Consider the following 18,259-nt stretch of genomic DNA (forward strand, 5'->3'; position numbering starts at 1 on the left):
GTGCGCGACGCCGCCGTGGTGGCCCGCGAAGGCGCCGGCGGCAAGCAATTGCTCGGCTATGTGCTGGCCGCCGCCGATGCACCGGCGGACGGTTTGTGCGAACGCCTGCGCGAACAGCTCAAGGCCAGCCTGCCGGACTACATGGTGCCTGCGCACCTGATGCTGCTCGAACGCATGCCGCTCACCCCGAACGGCAAGCTCGACCGCAAGGCATTGCCGGATCCTGGCGCCGAACAGCGTCAGGACTACGTGGCGCCGCGCACCGAGCTGGAAAAGGCCTTGGCGGGCATCTGGCAGGACGTGCTGAAGATCGAACGCGTCGGCCTGACCGACAACTTCTTCGAGCTGGGCGGCGATTCGATCCTGAGCCTGCAAGTGGTGGCGCGCAGCCGCGTGCTGAAGGCCCAGGGCCTGAGCCTGAAGCTGCGCGACCTGATGCAGAAGCCGAGCATCGCGGAACTGGTGGCCAGCGTTCAGGGCAGCGCCGAAAAGGCCTCCGGGCTGCTGGCGATGAACGCCGAGGTCAAGGGCGGGGCGCCGCTGTTCTGCATTCACGCAGGCTTCGGCACGGTGTTCGACTACGAGCCGTTGGCCCGTCGTCTGGGCGGTCGGCGCCAGGTGCTGGCGATCCAGTCGCGGATGCTGCTGGACCCGGCCTTCAGCGATGTGTCGCTGGAGCGCATGGCCAGCGACTACGTGGCGCAGATCCGCGCGAAGCAGCCGCAGGGGCCGTATCACCTGTTGGGCTGGTCGCTGGGCGGGACGCTGGCGATGCTGATGGCCGCGCAGTTGGAGCAGGCCGGCCAGCAGGTCGAGTTCGTCGGCCTGGTGGACAGCTTCGTGCCGTCGGCGGCCGTGAACGCCGGGGCGGTGGACGACTGGCAGGCCGACCTGCGCGACTTCCTGCGGGTGACCCTGCCGCAGGCGGCTGCGGGCGCGGCCATCGACGGCGAAGAGTCGGCGCAGGCGGTGCGGGCGGTGTTCGAGGCCGCCCTGGGGGCCGAGCGTGGGGCATCGACCTACGTGGCCCTGGGCGCCGATGAACTGGCCCATGTGTTCAGCGTCGCGCGCCGGCTCAAGCGCTTGTCGCTGGAGCTGGAGCGCTGCCCGCCGCTGGCCGTCTCGCCGGTGTGCTGGTGGACGCTGGGCCGGGAAGAGGAGGCCATGGAGCTGGCGGCGCAACTGCAGCAGCCGGGCATGGGCGGGGAATGGCTCGATTGCGGGCACTTCGAGATCCCGCGCCATGAAACTTTCCTGTCGGAGGCTGAAGAAATGCTCGGCGAGATCGTTGAACCTGTAGTCATGTCCTGAAACCTGTCCTGAAACCGGAAACACCGAACGGGCGCCCATGGCGCCCGTTCGGTTTGGAGAATTGAATGTCGTTGAATCCTGATATCGCCGCGTTCCTGCAACTGGTCGGCAACGGCCGGGCCAGCGGCAAGCGCGTGGGCATGCATGAGCTGACCCCGGAGCAGGCCCGTGAGCAGTTCGATCAATCGTCGCTGCTGATGGACGCCGGCGGCGAAGACCTCGCCGTCGTCGACGAGCTGCGCTTGCCGGTGCGCGACGGCGCGCTGCTGGATGCGCGGATCTACAGCGATAAACCGCTGCAGCCGGCGGCGAAGCGCCCGGCGCTGTTGTACTTCCATGGCGGCGGCTACGTGGTCGGCAGTCTCGATTCCCACGATTCGCTGTGCCGGGCCTTGGCGTCGATGGCCGGTTGCGTGGTGCTGTCGGTGGCTTACCGGCTGGCGCCGGCGTTCCGTTTCCCGACCGCCGCCGACGATGCGCGGGACGCCTGGGACTGGCTGGTGGGCAGCGCCCAGGACCTGGGCATCGACACCGCCCGCCTGGCGATCGCCGGCGACAGCGTCGGCGGCAGCCTGGCGACGGTGCTGGCCGCGCAACTGACCCAGGCGCCGGTGCGGCCCCTGTTGCAGGTGCTGATCTATCCGGTCACCGACGCCAGCCGCAGCACGCCGACCATCGAGCGTTACGCCGAGGGCTATCTGCTGGAGAAGGCGTCCCTGGAGTGGTTCTACAGCCATTACCAGCGCAGCGCCGAAGACCGCCTCGACCCGCGCTTCTCGCCGCTTTTGGGCGAGCCGTCGGCGCAGGTGGCGCCGGTGCTGCTGGTGTTGGCCGAATGCGATCCGCTGCACGACGAGGGCGTGGCGTATGCCCGTCATCTGCAGGCGGCGGGGGTGGCGGTGGAGCTGAAGGTCTACGAGGGCATGACCCACGACTTCATGCGCATGGGCGCGATCGTCGATGAGGCCGAAGAGGCGCAGCAGCACATCGCCGAGCGGTTGAGGGCGGTATTCGGCCTGTAGGCTGCATGTTGAGGGACGGAGAAGGCCGCTGACAGCGGCCTTTTTTGTGGGCGGGGCTTTTGTGGCCGGTGGAATCGCAGACAGCAAAACGCCGGCAGATGCCGGCGTTTTGCATGACGCGGGACGTGTTACCAGTTGTAGGTCACGTCGGCGGTCATGGTGCGGCCTTCGCCGTAGTAGCAGTCCAGCGTGCTGTTGCAGCTGGCGACGTATTTCTCGTCGGTGAGGTTTTCCAGGTTCATCTTCACTTTCACGCCTTTGATGTGCAGCGGCGATTTTTCCAGGTCGTAGGAGACCATGGCGTCATACACGGTGTACGACGGGATCTGGAAGGAGTCCTCTTCGTAGTCCGAGCCGTAGCTGCTGCGCACGTAGCGGGTGCCCAGGCCCATGCCCAGACCGGCCAGCGAGGTGGAGAGGTCGAAGTCGTAGTTGATCCAGGCCGACGCGGTCAGCGGCGGGCTCATGGCCAGGGTGCGGCCTTCGCGGCCGTCGTTCACGCTGCGCCATTTGATCTGGTTGCGCGACACGGACGCCAGCACGCGCACGTTCTGGGTCACGTTGACCTTGCCTTCCAGCTCAACGCCGCGCGAACGCACCGAACCGCTCTGGATGCTGAAGCCAGGGTTGAGCAGGTCGTTGGTGAGCATGTTGTTCTGGTCGATCTGGTACGCCGACAGCTGGATGAAGCCGTCGATGGACTTCGGCTCGTACTTGATGCCGACTTCGTACTGCTTGCCCTCGGTCGGTTCGAACCCGCGGCCGTTGAGGTCGGCGCCGGTCTGCGGCAGGAACGACTCGGCGTAGCTCACGTACGGCGTCATGCCGTTCTCGAATTCGTAGCCGAAGCCGGCGCGGCCGGTGAACTTCTCGTCCTTGATGTTGGAACGGTTGCCGCCCAGCGGCTCCTTGTTGATGGTCTCGGCCCAGTCGTAGCGGCCGCCCAGGGTCAGGAACCACTGGTTCCAGCGCATCTGGTCCTGGGTGTACAGGCCGGTCTGCTTGACGGTGTTGTCCCACTTGTACGGCTGGCGGAAGTTGAACTGGCTGCCGTAGACCGGGTTGTACAGGTCGATGGCGGGGCCGGTGCGGTCGTAGCGGCCGAGGAACTTGGAGTTGAAGTGGTAGTAGTCCACGCCCAGCAGCAGGGTGTGGTCCACGTCGCCGGTCTTGAACTTGGCCTGGGCGATGTTATCGATGCCGTAGACCGTGTTGTGCTGGGCCCAGTCCACGCCGTAGCGGGTCTGGTAGCTGCCGTCATTGATGCCGGTGTTGGGGTTGGGCAGGAACGAGTAGCCGTGCAGCGGCGCGACGTAGCGGTCGTTGAGGTCGGCGTAGCGGGCGTTCTGCTTGAGGGTCCAGACGTCGTTGAGCTCGTGGGCCAGCTCGTAGCCGACCACGAACTGCTCGCGGTCGTACTTGTTCAGGCCCGGCTCGCCGAGGAACAGGCTGCGGCTGATGCGGCCGTTCGCGCTGCGGTGCACGGTGCCGTCGGCCGGCAGGCCTTGCGCCTCGGGGGTGTCGCGGTCTTTCTGGTACTGGCCGTAGACGGTGAGGCTGGTGCTGTCGTTCGGCAGCCAGGTCAGGCTCGGCGCGAGCAGCATGCGGTTCTGGTCGGCGTGGTCGATCTGCGAGTTGCTGTCGTTGATCACGCCGGTGAGGCGGTAGAGGAACTCGCCCTGGTCGTCGATCGGGCCGCCGAGGTCGAAGGCGCCGTATTTGCGGTCATAGCTGCCGCCGCCGATGATCACTTCGTGCAGCGGCGTGGCGGTCGGGCGCTTGCCGACCATGTTGACGATGCCGCCGGGCTGGTTCTGGCCGTACAGCACCGACGCCGGGCCCTTGAGCACTTCGATGCGCTCCAGGGTGTACGGGTCGATCTGCAGCGAGCCGCCGGTGCTGCCGCCGCCGTAGGGCAGGTGCAGGCCGTCGAGGTACAGCGGGGTCGGCGAGAAGCCGCGGGAGGTCGGTTCGTCGAAGATCTTCACCCGGTCGGAGAAGCCGCCGCCGGTCATGCCCGCGGTGTAGCGCAGGGCCTCGGTGACCGACTGCGAGCCGCGCATCTTGATCTCGTCCTGGGTGACGACGTTGATGGTCTGCGGGATCTCGTTGAGCGGAGTGTCGGTCTTGGTGCCGGTGGCGCTGCGCTTGGCCACGATCCCGTCGACCGGGCCCCAGGCCGATTCCTGTGCGGCGGTGATGCTGGTCGGCGCCAGGTCCAGGCTGGCGCCGCTGCTGCGCACGCGCAACGCGACGCTGTTGCCCTGGACGCTGTAGGCGATGTCCGTGCCTTGCAGCAGTTGCGCCATGGCGGCGGTCGGTTCCAGGTTGCCGCTGACGGCGGTGCTGCGCAGGCCGCTGACTTCGTCCGGGCTGTAGAGCACTTGCAGGTTGGTCTGGCGGCCGAATTCCTGCAAGGCGCTTCCCAGCGACTGGGCAGGAATGTCGATCGCCACGGCGGCGGCCTGGGCCATGCCGGCCATCGGCAGGGTCATGGCCAGCGCGCAAAGTGCCGGAAGCGTCGGGCGGAAGGAGCGGCGGATCAGCAGAGCCTTGGCGAGCGGGTGGAGTCCGTGCGGTGCGGGCATTGTTCTTCTACTCTTCAAAGTGTTGACTGAGAACTATTTCTATTAACTGTAAGTAAGACGTTGAGCCTCCGGAAAACCGGAAAGGCTCAACGCACTTTTTTTACGAATGTTTCACAGTCAGGCGGGTTGCGGCTCGGTGGCCACTTTGCCGGCGTTCATGCGCACCAGTTGGTCGGCGATGTCGAAGTAACGGTCGTCGTGGGAGATGACGATGATGGTCTTGCCCAGGCGCTTCAGGTCCGGCAGCAGTTCCGTGTAGAAGATCCGGCGGAAGGTCGGGTCCTGGTCGGCGGCCCACTCGTCGAACACCAGCACCGGACGCTCTTCGAGCCAGGCGTTGATCAGCGCCAGGCGCTTGCGCTGGCCGGTGGACAGGTCGGTGGTGGTGAACGAGCCGTCGCGCACGCTGACCTTGTGGGCGATCTCCAGGCGCTGCAGGTATTTGTTGGCGTCGTCGGGAATGTGCGTGTCGCCCTGCACCACATCGTCGAACAGGTAGTAGTCGGCGAAGATGGTGGTGAACAGTTGGCGGTAGTCGTCGCGGGTGAGGGCGGTGACCGGCTGGCCGTTGAGGCGGATCTCGCCTTGCTGCGGCGCGTACAGGCCCAGCAGCAGCTTGATCAGCGTGGTCTTGCCGCAGCCGTTCTCGCCGACGATGAAGATGATGTCGCCCTGTTCGATCTTCAGGTTCACGGGGCCCAGGCGGAACGGCGCGGCGCCTTCCACGGTGGGGAAGCTGTACGACACGTCGGACAGTTCCAGGCTGTGCACCGGCGTCTTGCGGTTGCCTTGGTCGCTGAGCAGCAGGTGCGGCTCCGGCGAGGAGAACTGCTCGGACAGTTCGGCGATGCGGCGGAACGCGATCTGCGCGCGGCTGACGATCGGCAAGGTGCCGATGATGTGCTCCAGCGGGCCTTTCATGTACAGCAGCACCAGCACGAAGCCGCTCATCACCGCCTTGTCGGCGCTCGGCCACAGCGATTGCAGGGCCAGCGCCAGGCCGATCACCACGAAGAACAGCATCGAGCCCAGGGTCTTGGCGACCACGAAGATGTTCACCGAGCGCACCTGGGTGTCGCAGATGCGGTCGGCGGTGGCCTCGATGCCGGAAACGAACATGCGGTGCCGGCGCGGGCGGTGGATGCGCAGTTCCTTGGCGCCTTCGGCGACGGCGTTGTAGTGCTTCTGCAGCTCGTCCTCGTGGTCGCGGGCCTTCATGAAGCCCTGCATGCCGCGCCCGCGGGCGATGTACTGGATGACGGTGCCGATCAGGATCGCCGCCGCCATCAACAGGAACATCGGCCACGACAGCATCGCCAGGTAGCCCATGCAGCCGAGGGTGACGGTCAGGGAAATGGCCAGCGGCGCGAAGGCGAAGGCGAAGTCGCTGATGGTGTCGACGTCGTGGGTCAGCACCGGGATCAGGCGGTGGCTGCGGTAGCGTTCGATCTGCTCGATGGGCGCCGACAGCACCTTTTCGCCCAGCTCTTTGCGCAGCTTGGCGATGATGTGCTGGCCGACGAAGTTGGTGCCGATGTCGGAGAAGATCGAGCTGGCCAGCGCCAGCAGGCACAGGCCGGCGAAGGCGGCGACCACGGTGCTGGTCAGGCCGCCTTCGTCGTGCAGGGCGCCGTTGATCGTCGCCAGCAGGGCGGTGACGCTCAGGCCGCCGACCATGCCGAGCAGGATCGAGCCGGCGACGATCAGCCGAAAGGGTTTGAGCAGGGCGAACAATTCATTGATCACCCCGCGTGTTGGTTTGCTCATGGAGGTTCCCTGCTTGAAAAAGCGGCGAAGGCCGACAGCGGTGGCGGCTTCGCCTGGGTGACGTAGAAGAGGGCGGGGGCGCGCCGCAACGGATCGCGCCCACCTGTAGAACGACTGGAGGGAGGGTTAATTTAGCGGTGCTGCGGGCTCACAGGTCCCGGGCGACGCGGAAGCCGATCCAGTCGCCGCGCTCGGTCGGCACCAGCGCGTTGCGGTTGCCGGAGCGGGAGAACACCGGCGCTTCGCCCCAGTCGTTGCCGCGGATGCGCTTGAATTCGCACTTGCCGGTCTGCCAGGCGCTGCCGTCGTTCGGTGCGCCGACGTAGTTCTCGTTGTAGCAGTCGGCGGTCCACTCGTAGACGTTGCCGTGCATGTCGTACACGCCGAAGGCGTTGGCCGGGAAGCTGCCGGCCGGGGCGGTGAAGTTGTAGCCGTCCGCCGCGCCGTAGGTGTTGGCGTGCTTGGCGATGCTGTATTCCTTGCCTTCATCGAACGGGAACGGGAACGGTCCTGCGGTGCCGCCGCGGGCGGCGTATTCGCGCAGGGACTCGCTGACCAGGCGGTACTGCTTGCCGGTCTTCTTCGACAGCCACGCCACGTAGGCGTTGGCCTCGGCGAAGTCCATGCACACCGCCGGGTGGCGGTCGGTGTACTGCTTGCGCGGGTCGCTGCCTGCGTAGTCCGGAATCCCGGCCTTGCATGCGCGGCCCGGGCGGTCGTCGCCGTCGGGCATGCGGTAGCCGGTCTCTTGGAGGTAGGCGAACCATTCGCCCTTGAGCACCTGGAAGCGGCTGATGGCCAGCGGCTTGGCGAACGTCACCTCGTGCATCGGGCCTTCGTCGGGTTCGCGGCCGACCTCATCGTCCGGGGTGCCCATGGTGAAAGTGCCGGTGGGCAGCACGACCATTTCCGGGCAGTCCTTGCAGTCCTTGAACACCTTGCCCGGCGCCGGCGGGGTGGCGGCTTGGGCGGCGCCCGGCAGGAGGGCGGCGGCCAGGGCGGTCAGCGCCAGGGCCGGCAGGGCCTTCAGGGAAAAACGTCGCGGTTCGCGGTTCATTTCATGCCTCTCAAAAAAGGAAATCGCCAAAAGGAAGCGGGAAGGGCGGGGTCACAGGGCCCGGTCGAGCACGGCCAGCAGGCGGTCGATCTGCGCCTCGTCGTTGAGCAGCCCCGGCGCGGTGCGGATCACCGGGCCCACGTCACGGTGCACGGCGTCGGCCACCACCCGGTTGGCCATCAGGTGCGCGGCGACCTTGTCGCTGTCCTTGCCCTTGACCCGGAAGAAGGTGAAGCCGGCGGAGAACGCCGGGCTCAGCGGCGTGACCAGTTCGATCTGCGGCCGCTGCAGCAGGCGTTGCTTGAGGTAGCTGTTGAGGGCGTGGATGCGCGCCTGCACATCGGCCTTGCCCAGCCGCAGGTGCAGCTTGAACGCCTCGCTCAAGGCCCAGCGGTGCTCGAAGGCGTGGAAGCCGCCGGGGGTCATGGTGGTGGAGAAATGCTCGGCTTCGGAAAACGTCGGAATGATCGGGGTGACGTACTTCACCTCCGGCGTGCGGCTGACCACGATCCCGGTGCCGCGCGGGCCGAACATCCACTTGTGGGTGCCGGCGATGAAGAAGTCGCAGTTCATCGCCGGGAAGCTCAGGTCTTCCACGCCGAAGCCGTGCACGCCGTCCACCACGTAAACGATGCGGTCGGCCTCGCTGCGGCCACGGTTGTGCTTGTCGACGAGGGCGCCGATGTCGGCCAGCGGCAGTTTCACGCCGCTGCCCGAGTGCACCCAGCACATGCCCAGCACGCGGGTTTCGGGGCGGATGCTGCGGTCGATGGTGGCCAGCAGCTGTGCCTTGTCGATTTTCTGCGGGTCGTCGAACAGGCGGATCTTGCGCACCCGGGTGCCTTCGCGCTCGGTGCGCAGCTCAAGGATGGTGTGGGTGGCGTAATGCTCGTGTTCGGTGGTGAGGATCTCCTGGTCGGCGCGCACCCGCACGCCGCCGTAGATCATCGCCAGCCCCTGGGTGGTGCTGCCGGTCAGGGCGATCTGCCGGGCGTCGGCCTGCACGTACTTGCCGGCCCAGGCACGGACTTCTTCCTCGCGCTGCTCGGTGACGCCCAGGTCCCAGTCCATCGACAGGCCGGGGTTCTTGTCGATCGCCGCCCGGTGCAGGGCGATGGCATCGCGCACCGGGCGCGGGTGGGTGGTCACCAGAAAGTTGGAGAAGTGCAGGTAATCCGGATCCTGGTCGAACAGCTGCCGCAACTGCGTCCACTTGTCACCCAATGTCGGTGCCGATGCCGGCGACTGGGCAGCGGCGGCCAGTTCCGGCAGGCCGGCGCCCAGCGGCAGTGCGGCGGCCAGCAGCCCGGCCTGTTTCAGGAATTCGCGACGGTTGCTCATGGCTTGGCGGCTTCCCGGTTCTGGGCCAGCGCAGGCCTGGCGGATTTCTCGACCTGATCCCACACCCGCAGGAAGTTGCCGCCCCACAGTTTGGCGATGTCCGCCTCGGAGTAGCCGCGCGACAGCAGTTCGGCGGTCACGTTGCGGATCTCGCCGACGTTCTCCCAGCCTTTGACGCCGCCGCCCTCGTTGAAGTCGGAACTGATGCCGACGTGGTCGATGCCGATCTTGCGCACGGTGTAGTCGATGGCGTCGCCCAGATCCTTGAGGCTGGCCTTGGGTTCCTCTTCGAGGATCGCGTAGAGCTGGCCGGCGTACTCGCCGAAGCGTTGTTCGGGCCACGCGGCGATGATCGGGTCGCCCGGCATCAGGGCCACGGCCAGGTTCGGCAGCGGCGGCAGGTCGAAGCGCTTGCGCAGTTCGTTGAGCTTGTCCTGGGTCTGCTGGGTCAGCGGGCGCAGGTACTGCGAGAAGCCGACGATCTGCACCACGCCGCCGCTGTTCTTGATCAGTTGCAGTTCCTTGTCGCTGAGGTTGCGCGGAATGTCGACCATGGCCCGCGGCGCCGAGTGCGACGCCACCAGCGGCGTACGGCTCAGTTGGGCGACCTGTTCCAGGGCCTTGGTGGACATTTGCGAGACGTCGATGATCACGCCCAGGTCGTTCAGGCGCTTGACCGCCTGCTTGCCCAGGTCCGAGAGGCCGTCGAGGGCGTCGGGCGAGTCGTTGAAGAACGGCAGCGGCCGCGAGGAGTCGGCCCAGTCGTTGTTGCCGATGTAGCTGAAGCCGAACATGCGCATGCCGCGGGCGGTCCACAGGTCCAGCTGGTTCAGGTCGTGGCCCAGCGGGTAGGCGTTGAGCATGCTGATGAAGATCGCGAACTTGCCTTCGCCGTGCAGGCGGCGGAAATCGTTGGCGGTGTAGGCGATGCCGACCTGGTTGGGGAAGTCGCGCACCATGCCGGAAATGATCTTGTAGCGGATTTCCTGCTGGTTGCGCGCCTCGTCGACGAAGCCGGCGGTGGGGCGGTGCGGGGCGTTGGCGCCGTTCCAGATCTCCGGCCAGCCGAAGATGGTCAGCGCCGCGCCCGACAGCCGCCCGCGGTTGGCCTTGACCAGGTCGAACTGCTCGCTGCCGTCCTTGTCGATCTCGTTGCCGGTGGTGCCGAAGCTCTGGGTGATGGTGATGTGGCTGTCGAACGACAGCATGTGCTCGTGCAGCGCCTCGGCCTGTTGCATCACTTTGTGCGGGTAGCCGGGATTGTCCTTGAATAAAGTGTCCCAGACCGCGAAGCCGGCGCCGGCGGCGACCGCCAGGGCCAGCGGCAGGCCGATGAAAAGAGCCTTTTTCGAACGTGGTTTTGTCATTGCCGTCTCAGTCAGGTTCGCTGTCGGGATGCAGGCGCAGAGGCCTTCGCTATCTGGGAAGAACGAGCGGTCGGCGACGGAATTTAGGCTGGCCGGCGAAGTGCCCGGCGCGGTGGGCCTTATGGGAGCGAGCCTGCTCGCGATGAGGGTCTGTCGGTGACATCGAGGTGGCTGATGCATCGCCATCGCGAGCAGGCTCGCTCCCACAGGGGGGGGAGGTGCGGCGGCCCATTCGCGCGCGCACCGTAAATTTGTCCGCGCAGCAAACGTTCTTGCTGGGATAAGGCCTGCTTCAAGGCTGACACAGGTAGGGCAATGAGAATTTCTCGACGATGGTTCATGGCAGGCCTGGCGCTGACCGGCGCTGCCGTACCGGCGGCCTATTTCGGGCATCGCGAATGGACGAAGCCGGATCCGACGGTCACCCCCGGCGAGGCGTCGTTCGACGTGGCCGACGTGGCCGGGCAGCGTCTGGCCAATGCGCTGCGCGGGGTCTGGAAGATCCGTTTCACGGGGGCCGACGCCGGCCTCGAAGGGTTGCCGCCCAAGGGGCTCGAAGTGTTTCTGGACATCGGTCAGAAAGGCCGGGGTGTGTGCGGCTTTCTCGACACCCCGGAGCGTCTGCGCTCGGATGAAACACCCCGTTACCGAATTCTCGGCGACCTGGCCGGGGCTGACGCCTCGACGCTCAGTTGGCGCCTGATCGGCGCGGGCGGGCGGGTCGATTATGAACTGAACATGGTGCTCGACGAGGTCTGGGCCGATTTCGGCAATGCCGGCAGCGGCAGCCTCAGCGGCACGGTGCAGCGGCTGGACCGTTCGCTGGCGCTGCCGGCCCAGGATCACCGCTTCATCGCGGTCAAGTGCCTGTTCCCGGAGGCGCGCCAGCGCACGCCGCTGAACCCGACGCTGCTGGCCTGGCTGGTGTCGCCTGAGCATCGCCTGTTCCATCAGGTCTGGCATGCGACCCGGGATAAGTGGCACACCTTGTCCGAGGACAAGCGCAACGCCCTGCGCGGCCTCGGCTGGCAGCCCGGCCCGCGCGACCAGGAGCGTGACGCCCGTGGTCCGCGCAAGGACCGCAACGGCTCGGGGATCGATTTCTTCTTCATGCACCGGCACATGCTCGGCACGGCCCGCTCCATGCAGGACCTGCCGTCATGGGCATTTTTCCCGTTGCCGCAGCCGGAGCTGGTGCGTGACCGCCAGGGCTTCGCCCGCTACTTCGACAACCACGACGGCACCGCGCTGCCGCCGACCTGGCTGGCCGAAGGCGACGACGAGTACAGCCAGTGGGTCAGCGACATCAAGACGGCCGAGACGTACCAGAGCAATTTCGAGGTGTGGGAATCGCAGTACCGCGATCCGCAGTACCTGTCGAAGCTGACCCTGGGGCAGTTGGGCTCGGAGATGGAACTGGGCCTGCACGACTGGCTGCACATGCGCTGGGCCTCGGTGCCGCGGGATCCGTCCAACGGTCAGCCGGTGCCGCTGGCCCGGGACCTGGACGACTTCGCCGCCCGCTGGTTCGCGCCGGAGAACGATTTCCTCGGCGATCCGTTCTCTTCCCATGTGAACCCGGTGTTCTGGCATTTCCACGGTTGGATCGACGACCGGGTCGAGGACTGGTTCCGCGCCCACGAGCGCTTCCATCCGGGCCAGGTCGAGCGGCTTGAGGTCAACGGCGTGCAGTGGTTTGCGCAAGGGCGTTGGGTCGAGGTGGCCGATCCGTGGCTGGGGCCGACCACCCATGGCTGCAGCACCACGCCGGGGCTGCAGGTGGGCAAGTCGGTGGAGATGGATCCGGAGACCATGAAACTGGCGCTGCGCATCACTTTCGGCGAAGACGAGAAGAAGCTCGCCGAACTGTTCCGGCGCGTGCCGCAGCGGCCGTGGTATGCGCGCAACCTGAAGGCCAAGCAGAGCCAGGCCTGACCCGCGCGTCACCGTCGGCATCGCAGATGTCGGCAGTGCCGGCCTCATCGCCAGCAGGCTGGCTCCCACAGGGTTTTGTGGTGTGCATGGCATTTGTGGCTTGCCTCGGATCCCTTGTGGGAGCCAGCCTGCTGGCGATGGCGGTGGAGCAGGCAACAGAGATGCCGACAGTTCGGGCCTCATCGCTAGCAAGCTAGCTCCCACAGGTTTTTGGGGTGTGCAGTGCATTTGTGGCTGCCCCGGATCCCTTGTGGGAGCCAGCCTGCTGGCGATGGCGATGGCGGTGGAACAGGCAACAGAGATGCCGACAGTTCGGGCCTCATCGCTAGCAAGCTAGCTCCCACAGGTTTTTTGGGTGTGCAGGGCATTTGTGGCTGCCCCGGATCCCACAGGAGTTACAGCGCCCGCCACCCGCCTCCGAGCGCCTTGTACAGGGCAATGCTCGCCTGTAGTCGCGACAGCCGCAGTTGCACGTTCGAATCCTGGGCCGCGTACAGGGTGCGCTGGGTCTCCAGCACTGTCAGCAGATCCTCGGCGCCGGCCTGGTAGCGGCTCTGGGCGATGTTGAACGCGGTCTGGGCCTGGTTCAGTTCTTCGGTCTGCCACTGGCGCTGTTCGTCGAGCCCCCGAATGCTGTTGAGGGCTTTTTCGACGTCGGCAAAACCGCTGACGATCGCGCCGCGGTAGGTTTCCAGCAGTTCTTCCTGGCGGGCCGTGGCCTTGTCGCGCTCGGCGCCCAGGCGGCCGTTGTTGAAGATCGGCGCCACCAGCCCGGCGGTCAGGTTGTAGAAGGGGCTGCGAACCAGGTTGCTGAACCGGTTGGCGCCCGAGCCGAGCTGGGCGGTCAGGGTGACGGTGGGCAGCATGGCGGCGCGGGCCACTTTCACGTCGGCTTCGGCGGCGGCCAGTTGCGCTTCGGCGCGGGCGATGTCGGGACGGCGGCTGAGCAGGTCGCTGGGGACGCCGGCCGCGATGGTCGGCCAGGTCAGCCGGTCGAACGGTTCCGGCGACGGCGCCAGCGCCTGCACGGGTTGGCCGAGCAGGACGGCGAGGCTGATCAGCGCTTCCTGGGCCTGTTGCTGCACCAGGGGCACCTGACGCTCCTGGGCGGCCACCAGGCTTTTTTGCTGGGCCAGTTCCAGGGCGGTGGCCGAGCCTGCGTCGAAGCGGGTCTGCACCAGCTTCAGCACGCTGCGGGCGTTGGTCAGGTTCAGTTCGGCGATGCGGCTGCGTTCGCCCAGGGACAGGGCCTGCGCGTAGGTGTCGGCGACGTTGCCCAGCAGCGTCAGCTCGACGGTCGCCCGGTCGAACTCGCTGGCTTGCAGGCTGAACCGTGCGCTGTCCCGGGAGGCGCGCTTGCCGCCCCAGAAATCGATCTCGTAGCTGGCGCTCAGGTTGGCGTCGAAGTAGTCCACAGCCTTGTTGCTGTTGTCGGCGTCGAGCTGGCTGTAGCCGTTGCCGCGCAGCAGCTTCTGCCGGTTGGCGTTGGCCCCGGCCTTGATCTCGGGCAACTGCGAGCCGCCGGCGATCACCGTGGCGGCACGGGCCTGACGCACCCGGGCCATGGCGGCGGCCAGGTCGTGGCTGCCGAGCCGGGCCTGTTCGATCAGACGGTCCAGCTCGGGGCTGCCGAATTGCGTCCACCACTGCGCGTCGTGGCGGGCGGTGGCATCGGAGTGGGGCGATTGCCAGGCGGCAGGCGGTTGCAGGCCGCTGTCCGGACGCTGGACGGGGCTGGAGCAGGCGCTGAGCATCAGGCACACGGTCAACAGGCTGAGGCGTGGTTTCATCAAGCGATCATTCACTGGTAAGGGCCGTGACCGGATCGAGCCGGGCGGCTTTGCGGGCGGGCATGAAGCCGAAGACGACACCGGTCACGAGGGCGCAGCCGAAGGCGCCCAGCACCGCCATCAGGGAAAACGCGACGGCGACTTCGCTGAGGATCAGCACGCCGCCGATGATCAGCGCCAGGGCGATCCCGGCGAGGCCGCCGACCACCGACAGCATCACCGCCTCGGTGAGGAACTGGCGCAGGATGTCGCGCTGGCGGGCGCCGGTGGCCATGCGGATGCCGATCTCGCGGGTCCGTTCGCGCACGGTCATGAGCATGATGTTCATCACGCCGATGCCGCCCACCAGCAGCGAGATCGCCGCGATCGAGCCGAGCATCAGCGACAGGGTGTTCTGCGTGCGGGCCTCGGCCTGGATCATCGCGGCGTTGTTGGTCAGCTCGAAGTCCTTCTTGCCGTTGTGCAGGCGCAGCATCAGTTGCTCGATGGCGTGCTCCGCTTCCTTGACCTTGCGCGCGTCGGCGGCGGCGATGGCCACGTATTCCGGATTGCGCGTGCCGAACAGCCGGACGCTGGCGGCGGAGTAGGGGATGGCGATGCGGTCGTCGCTGTCCTGGTCGCCGGAGCTGGCGCCCTTTTCCTGGAGCACGCCGACCACCTGGAACGGCACGTTCTCGATCAGGATGTACTGGCCCAGCGGGTTGGCGACATCCTTGAGCAGCTTGTCGCGCACCTTCTTGCCGATCACCGCGACGGCCGTGGCGTTGCGTTCGTCGGCCTCGGTGAAGTAACTGCCCTCGACCACCGGCCAGTTGAAGATCGCCGGGAAGTTGGTGTCGTTGCCGCCGACATAGCTCAGGTGGTCGACGTTGCCGAAGCGCACCCCGGCCTCGGCGCCGTTGACCGGCATGATGCGTTTGACCTGCGGCAGGCTGGCCAGCGCCGCGACGTCGTCCAGGGTGACGATGCCGGGCGGCGTGCGCGGGTTGGGGGCCGAGCCGCTGAGGTAAATGATGTTGGAGCCGAACGCGCCCATCTGCGCCATCACCTGGCGCTTGCTGCCTTCGCCGACCGCCAGCATCACCACCACCGAGGCCACGCCGATGATGATGCCGAGCAGGGTCAGGGCGGTGCGGAAGCGGTTGATCCACATCACCCGCCAAGCGGCGTGCAGGGCGTCCACCAGTTCGCCTTTCCAGGCGCCGTTGGCTTGCGCGCCTTCGGCCAGGCGCTTGCGCAGGTCCACCGCCTGCAGGGCGCCGGGGTTGGCGGCGGCCTGGACGGCGGGGTCGTCGGCGGCGCTGTCACTGATGATCAGGCCGTCACGGACTTCGATGATGCGCTTGGCCCGGGCCGCGACTTCGCGGTCGTGGGTGATGAGGATCACCACGTGGCCCTGGCCCGCCAGTTCATCGAGCAGCGCCATGACTTCCTTGCCGCTGTGGCTGTCGAGGGCGCCGGTGGGTTCGTCGGCAAGGATGATGTGGCCGCCGTTCATCAGGGCGCGGGCGATGGACACCCGCTGCTGCTGGCCGCCGGAGAGCTGGTGCGGACGGTTGCCGGTGCGCGAGGCCAGGCCGAGGCGGTCGAGCAGGGCGGCGGCGCGGGCGTGCCGCTCGGCCGCTGGCGTGCCGGCGTAGATCGCCGGCATCTCGACGTTTTCCTGGGCCGAGCCGGACGGGATCAGGTGATAGCCCTGGAACACGAAACCGAACGCTTCGCGGCGCAGCCAGGCCAGTTCGTCGCTGTCCAGGCCGGCGACGTTTTCGCCGGCGAAGCGGTATTCGCCGGACGTCGGCCGGTCGAGGCAGCCGAGGATGTTCATCAGCGTCGATTTGCCGGAGCCCGACGCACCGACGATGGCCACGAACTCGCCGGCGTGGATCGACAGGTCGATGCCGCGCAGCACGTGGACTTCAGGGGCGTCGCCGCCGCCGTAGGCCTTGCGGATGTCCCGCAGTTCGATCAGGGGCGTCTGCATTCAGCCTCCGTTGCCGTCGGCGGGGCCGATCAGCAGGTGATCGCCCTCGTTCAGGCCTTCCAGCACCTGCACGTTCAGGCGGTCGCTGATACCGGTGCGCACTTCGCGGGGCTGCACCTCGCCGTTGGCGGCGACCACCCGGGCGGTTTGCAGGCCGGCGGCGGCACTGCCCTGCAGGGCGGCGACCGGCGCGGTGAGCACGTCCTTCGCCTGGCCGGCGACAAAGAACACCTGGGTGGTCATCTCGGCCATCAGGGCGTTGTCGGCGTTGTCGACATCCAGCAGCACGGTGTAGAGCACCACCCGGGCGCTTCCGCTTTTGCTGGTGCTGGCGGGGCTGCCGCCGCCCTGGCTGGTCTGGTCCAGCGGCTTGGGCGGCACCGGCAGGATCTGCCGCACCGTGCTGCTCCAGCGCCGCTGGCCGCCGCTCAGGGTGGTGAAGTAGGCGCTCATGCCCGGTTTGACGTGGCCGATGTCGGCTTCCGAGACTTCGGCCCAGACCGTCATCGGCGACAGCTTGGCGATGCGCAGGATCAGCGGCGTCTGCTGCTGGGCGTTGAGGGTCTGGCCTTCGCGGGCGTCGAGGGCGACGACGGTGCCGGCCATCGGCGCGAAGATGCGCGTGTAGCCGAGTTCGGCCTGGTCGCTGCGCAGGCTGGCTTCGGCCTGGCGGATCTGTGCCTGGATCATGTCGATGCGCGCCTGGGTGGCCTTCAGCTCGGCGCGGGCGGTCTGCACGTCTTCTTCGCGGGTGGCGCCGCCGGCGGCGAGGTGCTGCTGGCGTTGGTGCTTCTGCTGCGCCAGTTCGTGCTGGGCCTTCTGTTCCTGCAGCTGCGCCTTGAGGTTCTCGATGGAGAAGCGCCCGGCGTCGAGCTTGGCCTTTTGCGTGGACGGGTCGATCTCCACCAGCAACTGACCTTCCTTGACCGTGTCGCCGACCTCCACATGGATCTTCTTGATCTGGCCCGAGGCCTGGGCGCCGACGTCCACGTAGCGTCGCGGCTGCAGGGTGCCCAGGGCGGTGACGCTGCTTTCGATGTCGCCGCGGGTGACTTGCACGGTGGCGAACTTGTCCCGGCCGGGGGGCAGCATCTGCCAGGCCGCATAGGCGGCGACGGGGATCAGACAAAGGGTGGCGAGCAGGGCGCGTCGGGCGGGGCGGGGACGTTTCATGCAGGGTTCCGGCCAGTGGGAATCGGCCCGTCGTTCACGGGGGTGCGCAGGATCGGGCACCGCTGAACACTGTCGCAGGGCGCGGCAGAGACGGGGAGCTGTCCTGTTAACGAGAGGTGGGCGAGGGAATTTAAGCGGGGACACACGATGTTACAGGTATAGGACGGGACTATTTGTCGGGCAACGTGAAACATCACTTTAAATCTATATGAGAATTACTATAAATTACGCGCCTCAAGCTGCCACTATCTTGCTAGCGCCCGTCGCGGGTTCCCGGATCAGTGTGCCCAAGGACAGAAACCGCACCGCTGCGGCGGGGAGCCATGTTGGAAAACTACTATCGCGAGCTGGTGAGTTTCCTGAATGCCAGACTCGGCAACCGTCAGGTCGCCGAAGATGTGGTGCATGACGCCTATGTGCGGGTGCTGGAGCGCTCCAGCGACACACCGATCGAGCAGCCCCGGGCCTTTCTCTACCGCACGGCCCTGAACCTGGTGATCGACGACCACCGGCGCAACGCCTTGCGTCAGGTCGAGTCCCTTGAGGTGCTCGACAGCGAAGAGCGCTATTTCACCCCGTCCCCCCACAGCACGCTCGACCACGGCCAGCGCCTGGAGATGCTCCAGCGTGCATTGGCGGAACTGCCGCCGCTGTGCCGCGACAGTTTCCTGCTGCGCAAGATCGAAGGCCTGTCGCACCCCGAGATCGCCGAGCACCTGGGCATTTCCAAGGCGCTGGTGGAAAAGCACATCGTCAACGCCATGAAGCACTGCCGGGTGCGCATCAAACAATGGGACGCCCATTGAGCCGCCGTCGTTAAATTTTATTTCACTGTCCTCGTTCCTACTCAACAGACGACCTGCTGTCCCGCTCGGGGCCGGCCGGTCACGTAGGCTCTTCCTCCCCGCTGCGTTGGGGTTCATCCAG

12 protein-coding genes (1 of these 12 only partly in view) are annotated in these 18,259 nt (G+C 66.8%); 4 read left to right on the forward strand and 8 right to left on the reverse strand.

Features of this window, described 5'->3' with window-relative positions; translation table 11 throughout:
- Together CAG41_RS29035 and CAG41_RS21220 are read left to right on the forward strand one after the other, a co-directional pair.
- Nucleotides 1–1,311, forward strand: partial view of a non-ribosomal peptide synthetase gene (locus CAG41_RS29035; protein WP_085707448.1) — the 3' portion only. The gene continues 13,761 nt to the left of window position 1, outside the view; 1,311 of the gene's 15,072 nt are visible here — the last part of the coding sequence; its start codon lies off the left edge, out of view; its stop codon occupies nt 1,309–1,311.
- Nucleotides 1,312–1,376: 65 nt separating this feature from the next.
- On the forward strand, nt 1,377–2,333 hold the full coding sequence (locus CAG41_RS21220; RefSeq protein WP_085656284.1) for an alpha/beta hydrolase: 957 nt from the start codon (nt 1,377–1,379) through the stop codon (nt 2,331–2,333).
- Between the two features lie 128 nt (nt 2,334–2,461).
- On the opposite strand, the gene CAG41_RS21225 is transcribed toward CAG41_RS21220, so the two are convergent.
- The 5 genes from CAG41_RS21225 to pvdM form a co-directional block, all read right to left on the reverse strand.
- A complete protein-coding gene (locus CAG41_RS21225) occupies nt 2,462–4,921 on the reverse strand; it encodes a TonB-dependent siderophore receptor (RefSeq protein ID WP_085577537.1) in 2,460 nt (819 codons plus the stop codon).
- Nucleotides 4,922–5,038: 117 nt separating this feature from the next.
- Complete coding sequence (locus CAG41_RS21230; RefSeq protein WP_085656283.1) at nt 5,039–6,688, reverse strand: cyclic peptide export ABC transporter; 1,650 nt, start codon at nt 6,686–6,688, stop codon at nt 5,039–5,041.
- A 148-nt stretch (nt 6,689–6,836) separates the two neighbouring features.
- The gene (locus tag CAG41_RS21235; protein ID WP_085577535.1) at nt 6,837–7,745 is read right to left on the reverse strand and encodes a formylglycine-generating enzyme family protein; all 909 of its coding nucleotides are present in this window, start codon (nt 7,743–7,745) and stop codon (nt 6,837–6,839) included.
- A 51-nt stretch (nt 7,746–7,796) separates the two neighbouring features.
- A complete protein-coding gene (locus CAG41_RS21240) occupies nt 7,797–9,086 on the reverse strand; it encodes an aminotransferase class V-fold PLP-dependent enzyme (protein WP_085656282.1) in 1,290 nt (429 codons plus the stop codon).
- Complete coding sequence (gene pvdM, locus CAG41_RS21245) at nt 9,083–10,453, reverse strand: pyoverdine-tailoring dipeptidase-like protein PvdM (protein ID WP_085638140.1); 1,371 nt, start codon at nt 10,451–10,453, stop codon at nt 9,083–9,085. Before pvdM ends, CAG41_RS21240 begins: the two co-directional genes overlap by 4 nt.
- 315 nt (nt 10,454–10,768) lie before the next feature.
- Between pvdM and CAG41_RS21250 the strand changes: the two genes are divergently transcribed.
- The gene (locus CAG41_RS21250; RefSeq protein ID WP_085707449.1) at nt 10,769–12,388 is read left to right on the forward strand and encodes a PvdJ/PvdD/PvdP-like protein; all 1,620 of its coding nucleotides are present in this window, start codon (nt 10,769–10,771) and stop codon (nt 12,386–12,388) included.
- A gap of 395 nt (nt 12,389–12,783) precedes the next feature.
- On the opposite strand, the gene CAG41_RS21255 is transcribed toward CAG41_RS21250, so the two are convergent.
- Genes CAG41_RS21255 through CAG41_RS21265 form a run of 3 tightly spaced genes read right to left on the reverse strand, consistent with a single transcriptional unit; the run spans nt 12,784 to nt 17,332 of the window.
- The gene (locus tag CAG41_RS21255; RefSeq protein ID WP_085631410.1) at nt 12,784–14,178 is read right to left on the reverse strand and encodes an efflux transporter outer membrane subunit; all 1,395 of its coding nucleotides are present in this window, start codon (nt 14,176–14,178) and stop codon (nt 12,784–12,786) included.
- A gap of 7 nt (nt 14,179–14,185) precedes the next feature.
- Nucleotides 14,186–16,159 (reverse strand): MacB family efflux pump subunit, encoded by a 1,974-nt coding sequence (locus CAG41_RS21260; RefSeq protein WP_085577530.1) that lies wholly within the window; start codon nt 16,157–16,159, stop codon nt 14,186–14,188.
- Nucleotides 16,160–17,332 carry an efflux RND transporter periplasmic adaptor subunit gene (locus tag CAG41_RS21265; RefSeq protein WP_085631412.1) on the reverse strand — a complete coding sequence of 391 codons (1,173 nt, stop codon included), beginning with the start codon at nt 17,330–17,332 and terminating at the stop codon, nt 16,160–16,162. It lies immediately after the preceding gene.
- A 323-nt stretch (nt 17,333–17,655) separates the two neighbouring features.
- On the opposite strand from CAG41_RS21265, the gene CAG41_RS21270 reads away from it, so the two are divergent.
- Entirely contained in the window at nt 17,656–18,138 is a 483-nt protein-coding gene (locus CAG41_RS21270; protein WP_085577528.1) for a sigma-70 family RNA polymerase sigma factor, read from the forward strand.
- Nucleotides 18,139–18,259: the final 121 nt, after the last annotated feature.

Origin of the sequence: Pseudomonas sp. B35(2017) (assembly GCF_002113645.1) — a bacterium.
Taxonomy (GTDB): Bacteria; Pseudomonadota; Gammaproteobacteria; order Pseudomonadales; family Pseudomonadaceae; genus Aquipseudomonas; species Aquipseudomonas ekonensis.

Coding starts and splice junctions, on each gene's coding strand:
- CAG41_RS21270 (WP_085577528.1), top strand. CDS start 17,656: ATGTTGGAAAACTACTATCGCGAGCTGGTGAGTTTCCTGAATGCCAGA.
- CAG41_RS21255 (WP_085631410.1), bottom strand. CDS start 14,178: ATGAAACCACGCCTCAGCCTGTTGACCGTGTGCCTGATGCTCAGCGCC.
- CAG41_RS21260 (WP_085577530.1), bottom strand. CDS start 16,159: ATGCAGACGCCCCTGATCGAACTGCGGGACATCCGCAAGGCCTACGGC.
- CAG41_RS21230 (WP_085656283.1), bottom strand. CDS start 6,688: ATGAGCAAACCAACACGCGGGGTGATCAATGAATTGTTCGCCCTGCTC.
- CAG41_RS21250 (WP_085707449.1), top strand. CDS start 10,769: ATGAGAATTTCTCGACGATGGTTCATGGCAGGCCTGGCGCTGACCGGC.
- pvdM (WP_085638140.1), bottom strand. CDS start 10,453: ATGACAAAACCACGTTCGAAAAAGGCTCTTTTCATCGGCCTGCCGCTG.
- CAG41_RS21235 (WP_085577535.1), bottom strand. CDS start 7,745: ATGAACCGCGAACCGCGACGTTTTTCCCTGAAGGCCCTGCCGGCCCTG.
- CAG41_RS21240 (WP_085656282.1), bottom strand. CDS start 9,086: ATGAGCAACCGTCGCGAATTCCTGAAACAGGCCGGGCTGCTGGCCGCC.
- CAG41_RS21220 (WP_085656284.1), top strand. CDS start 1,377: ATGTCGTTGAATCCTGATATCGCCGCGTTCCTGCAACTGGTCGGCAAC.
- CAG41_RS21265 (WP_085631412.1), bottom strand. CDS start 17,332: ATGAAACGTCCCCGCCCCGCCCGACGCGCCCTGCTCGCCACCCTTTGT.
- CAG41_RS21225 (WP_085577537.1), bottom strand. CDS start 4,921: ATGCCCGCACCGCACGGACTCCACCCGCTCGCCAAGGCTCTGCTGATC.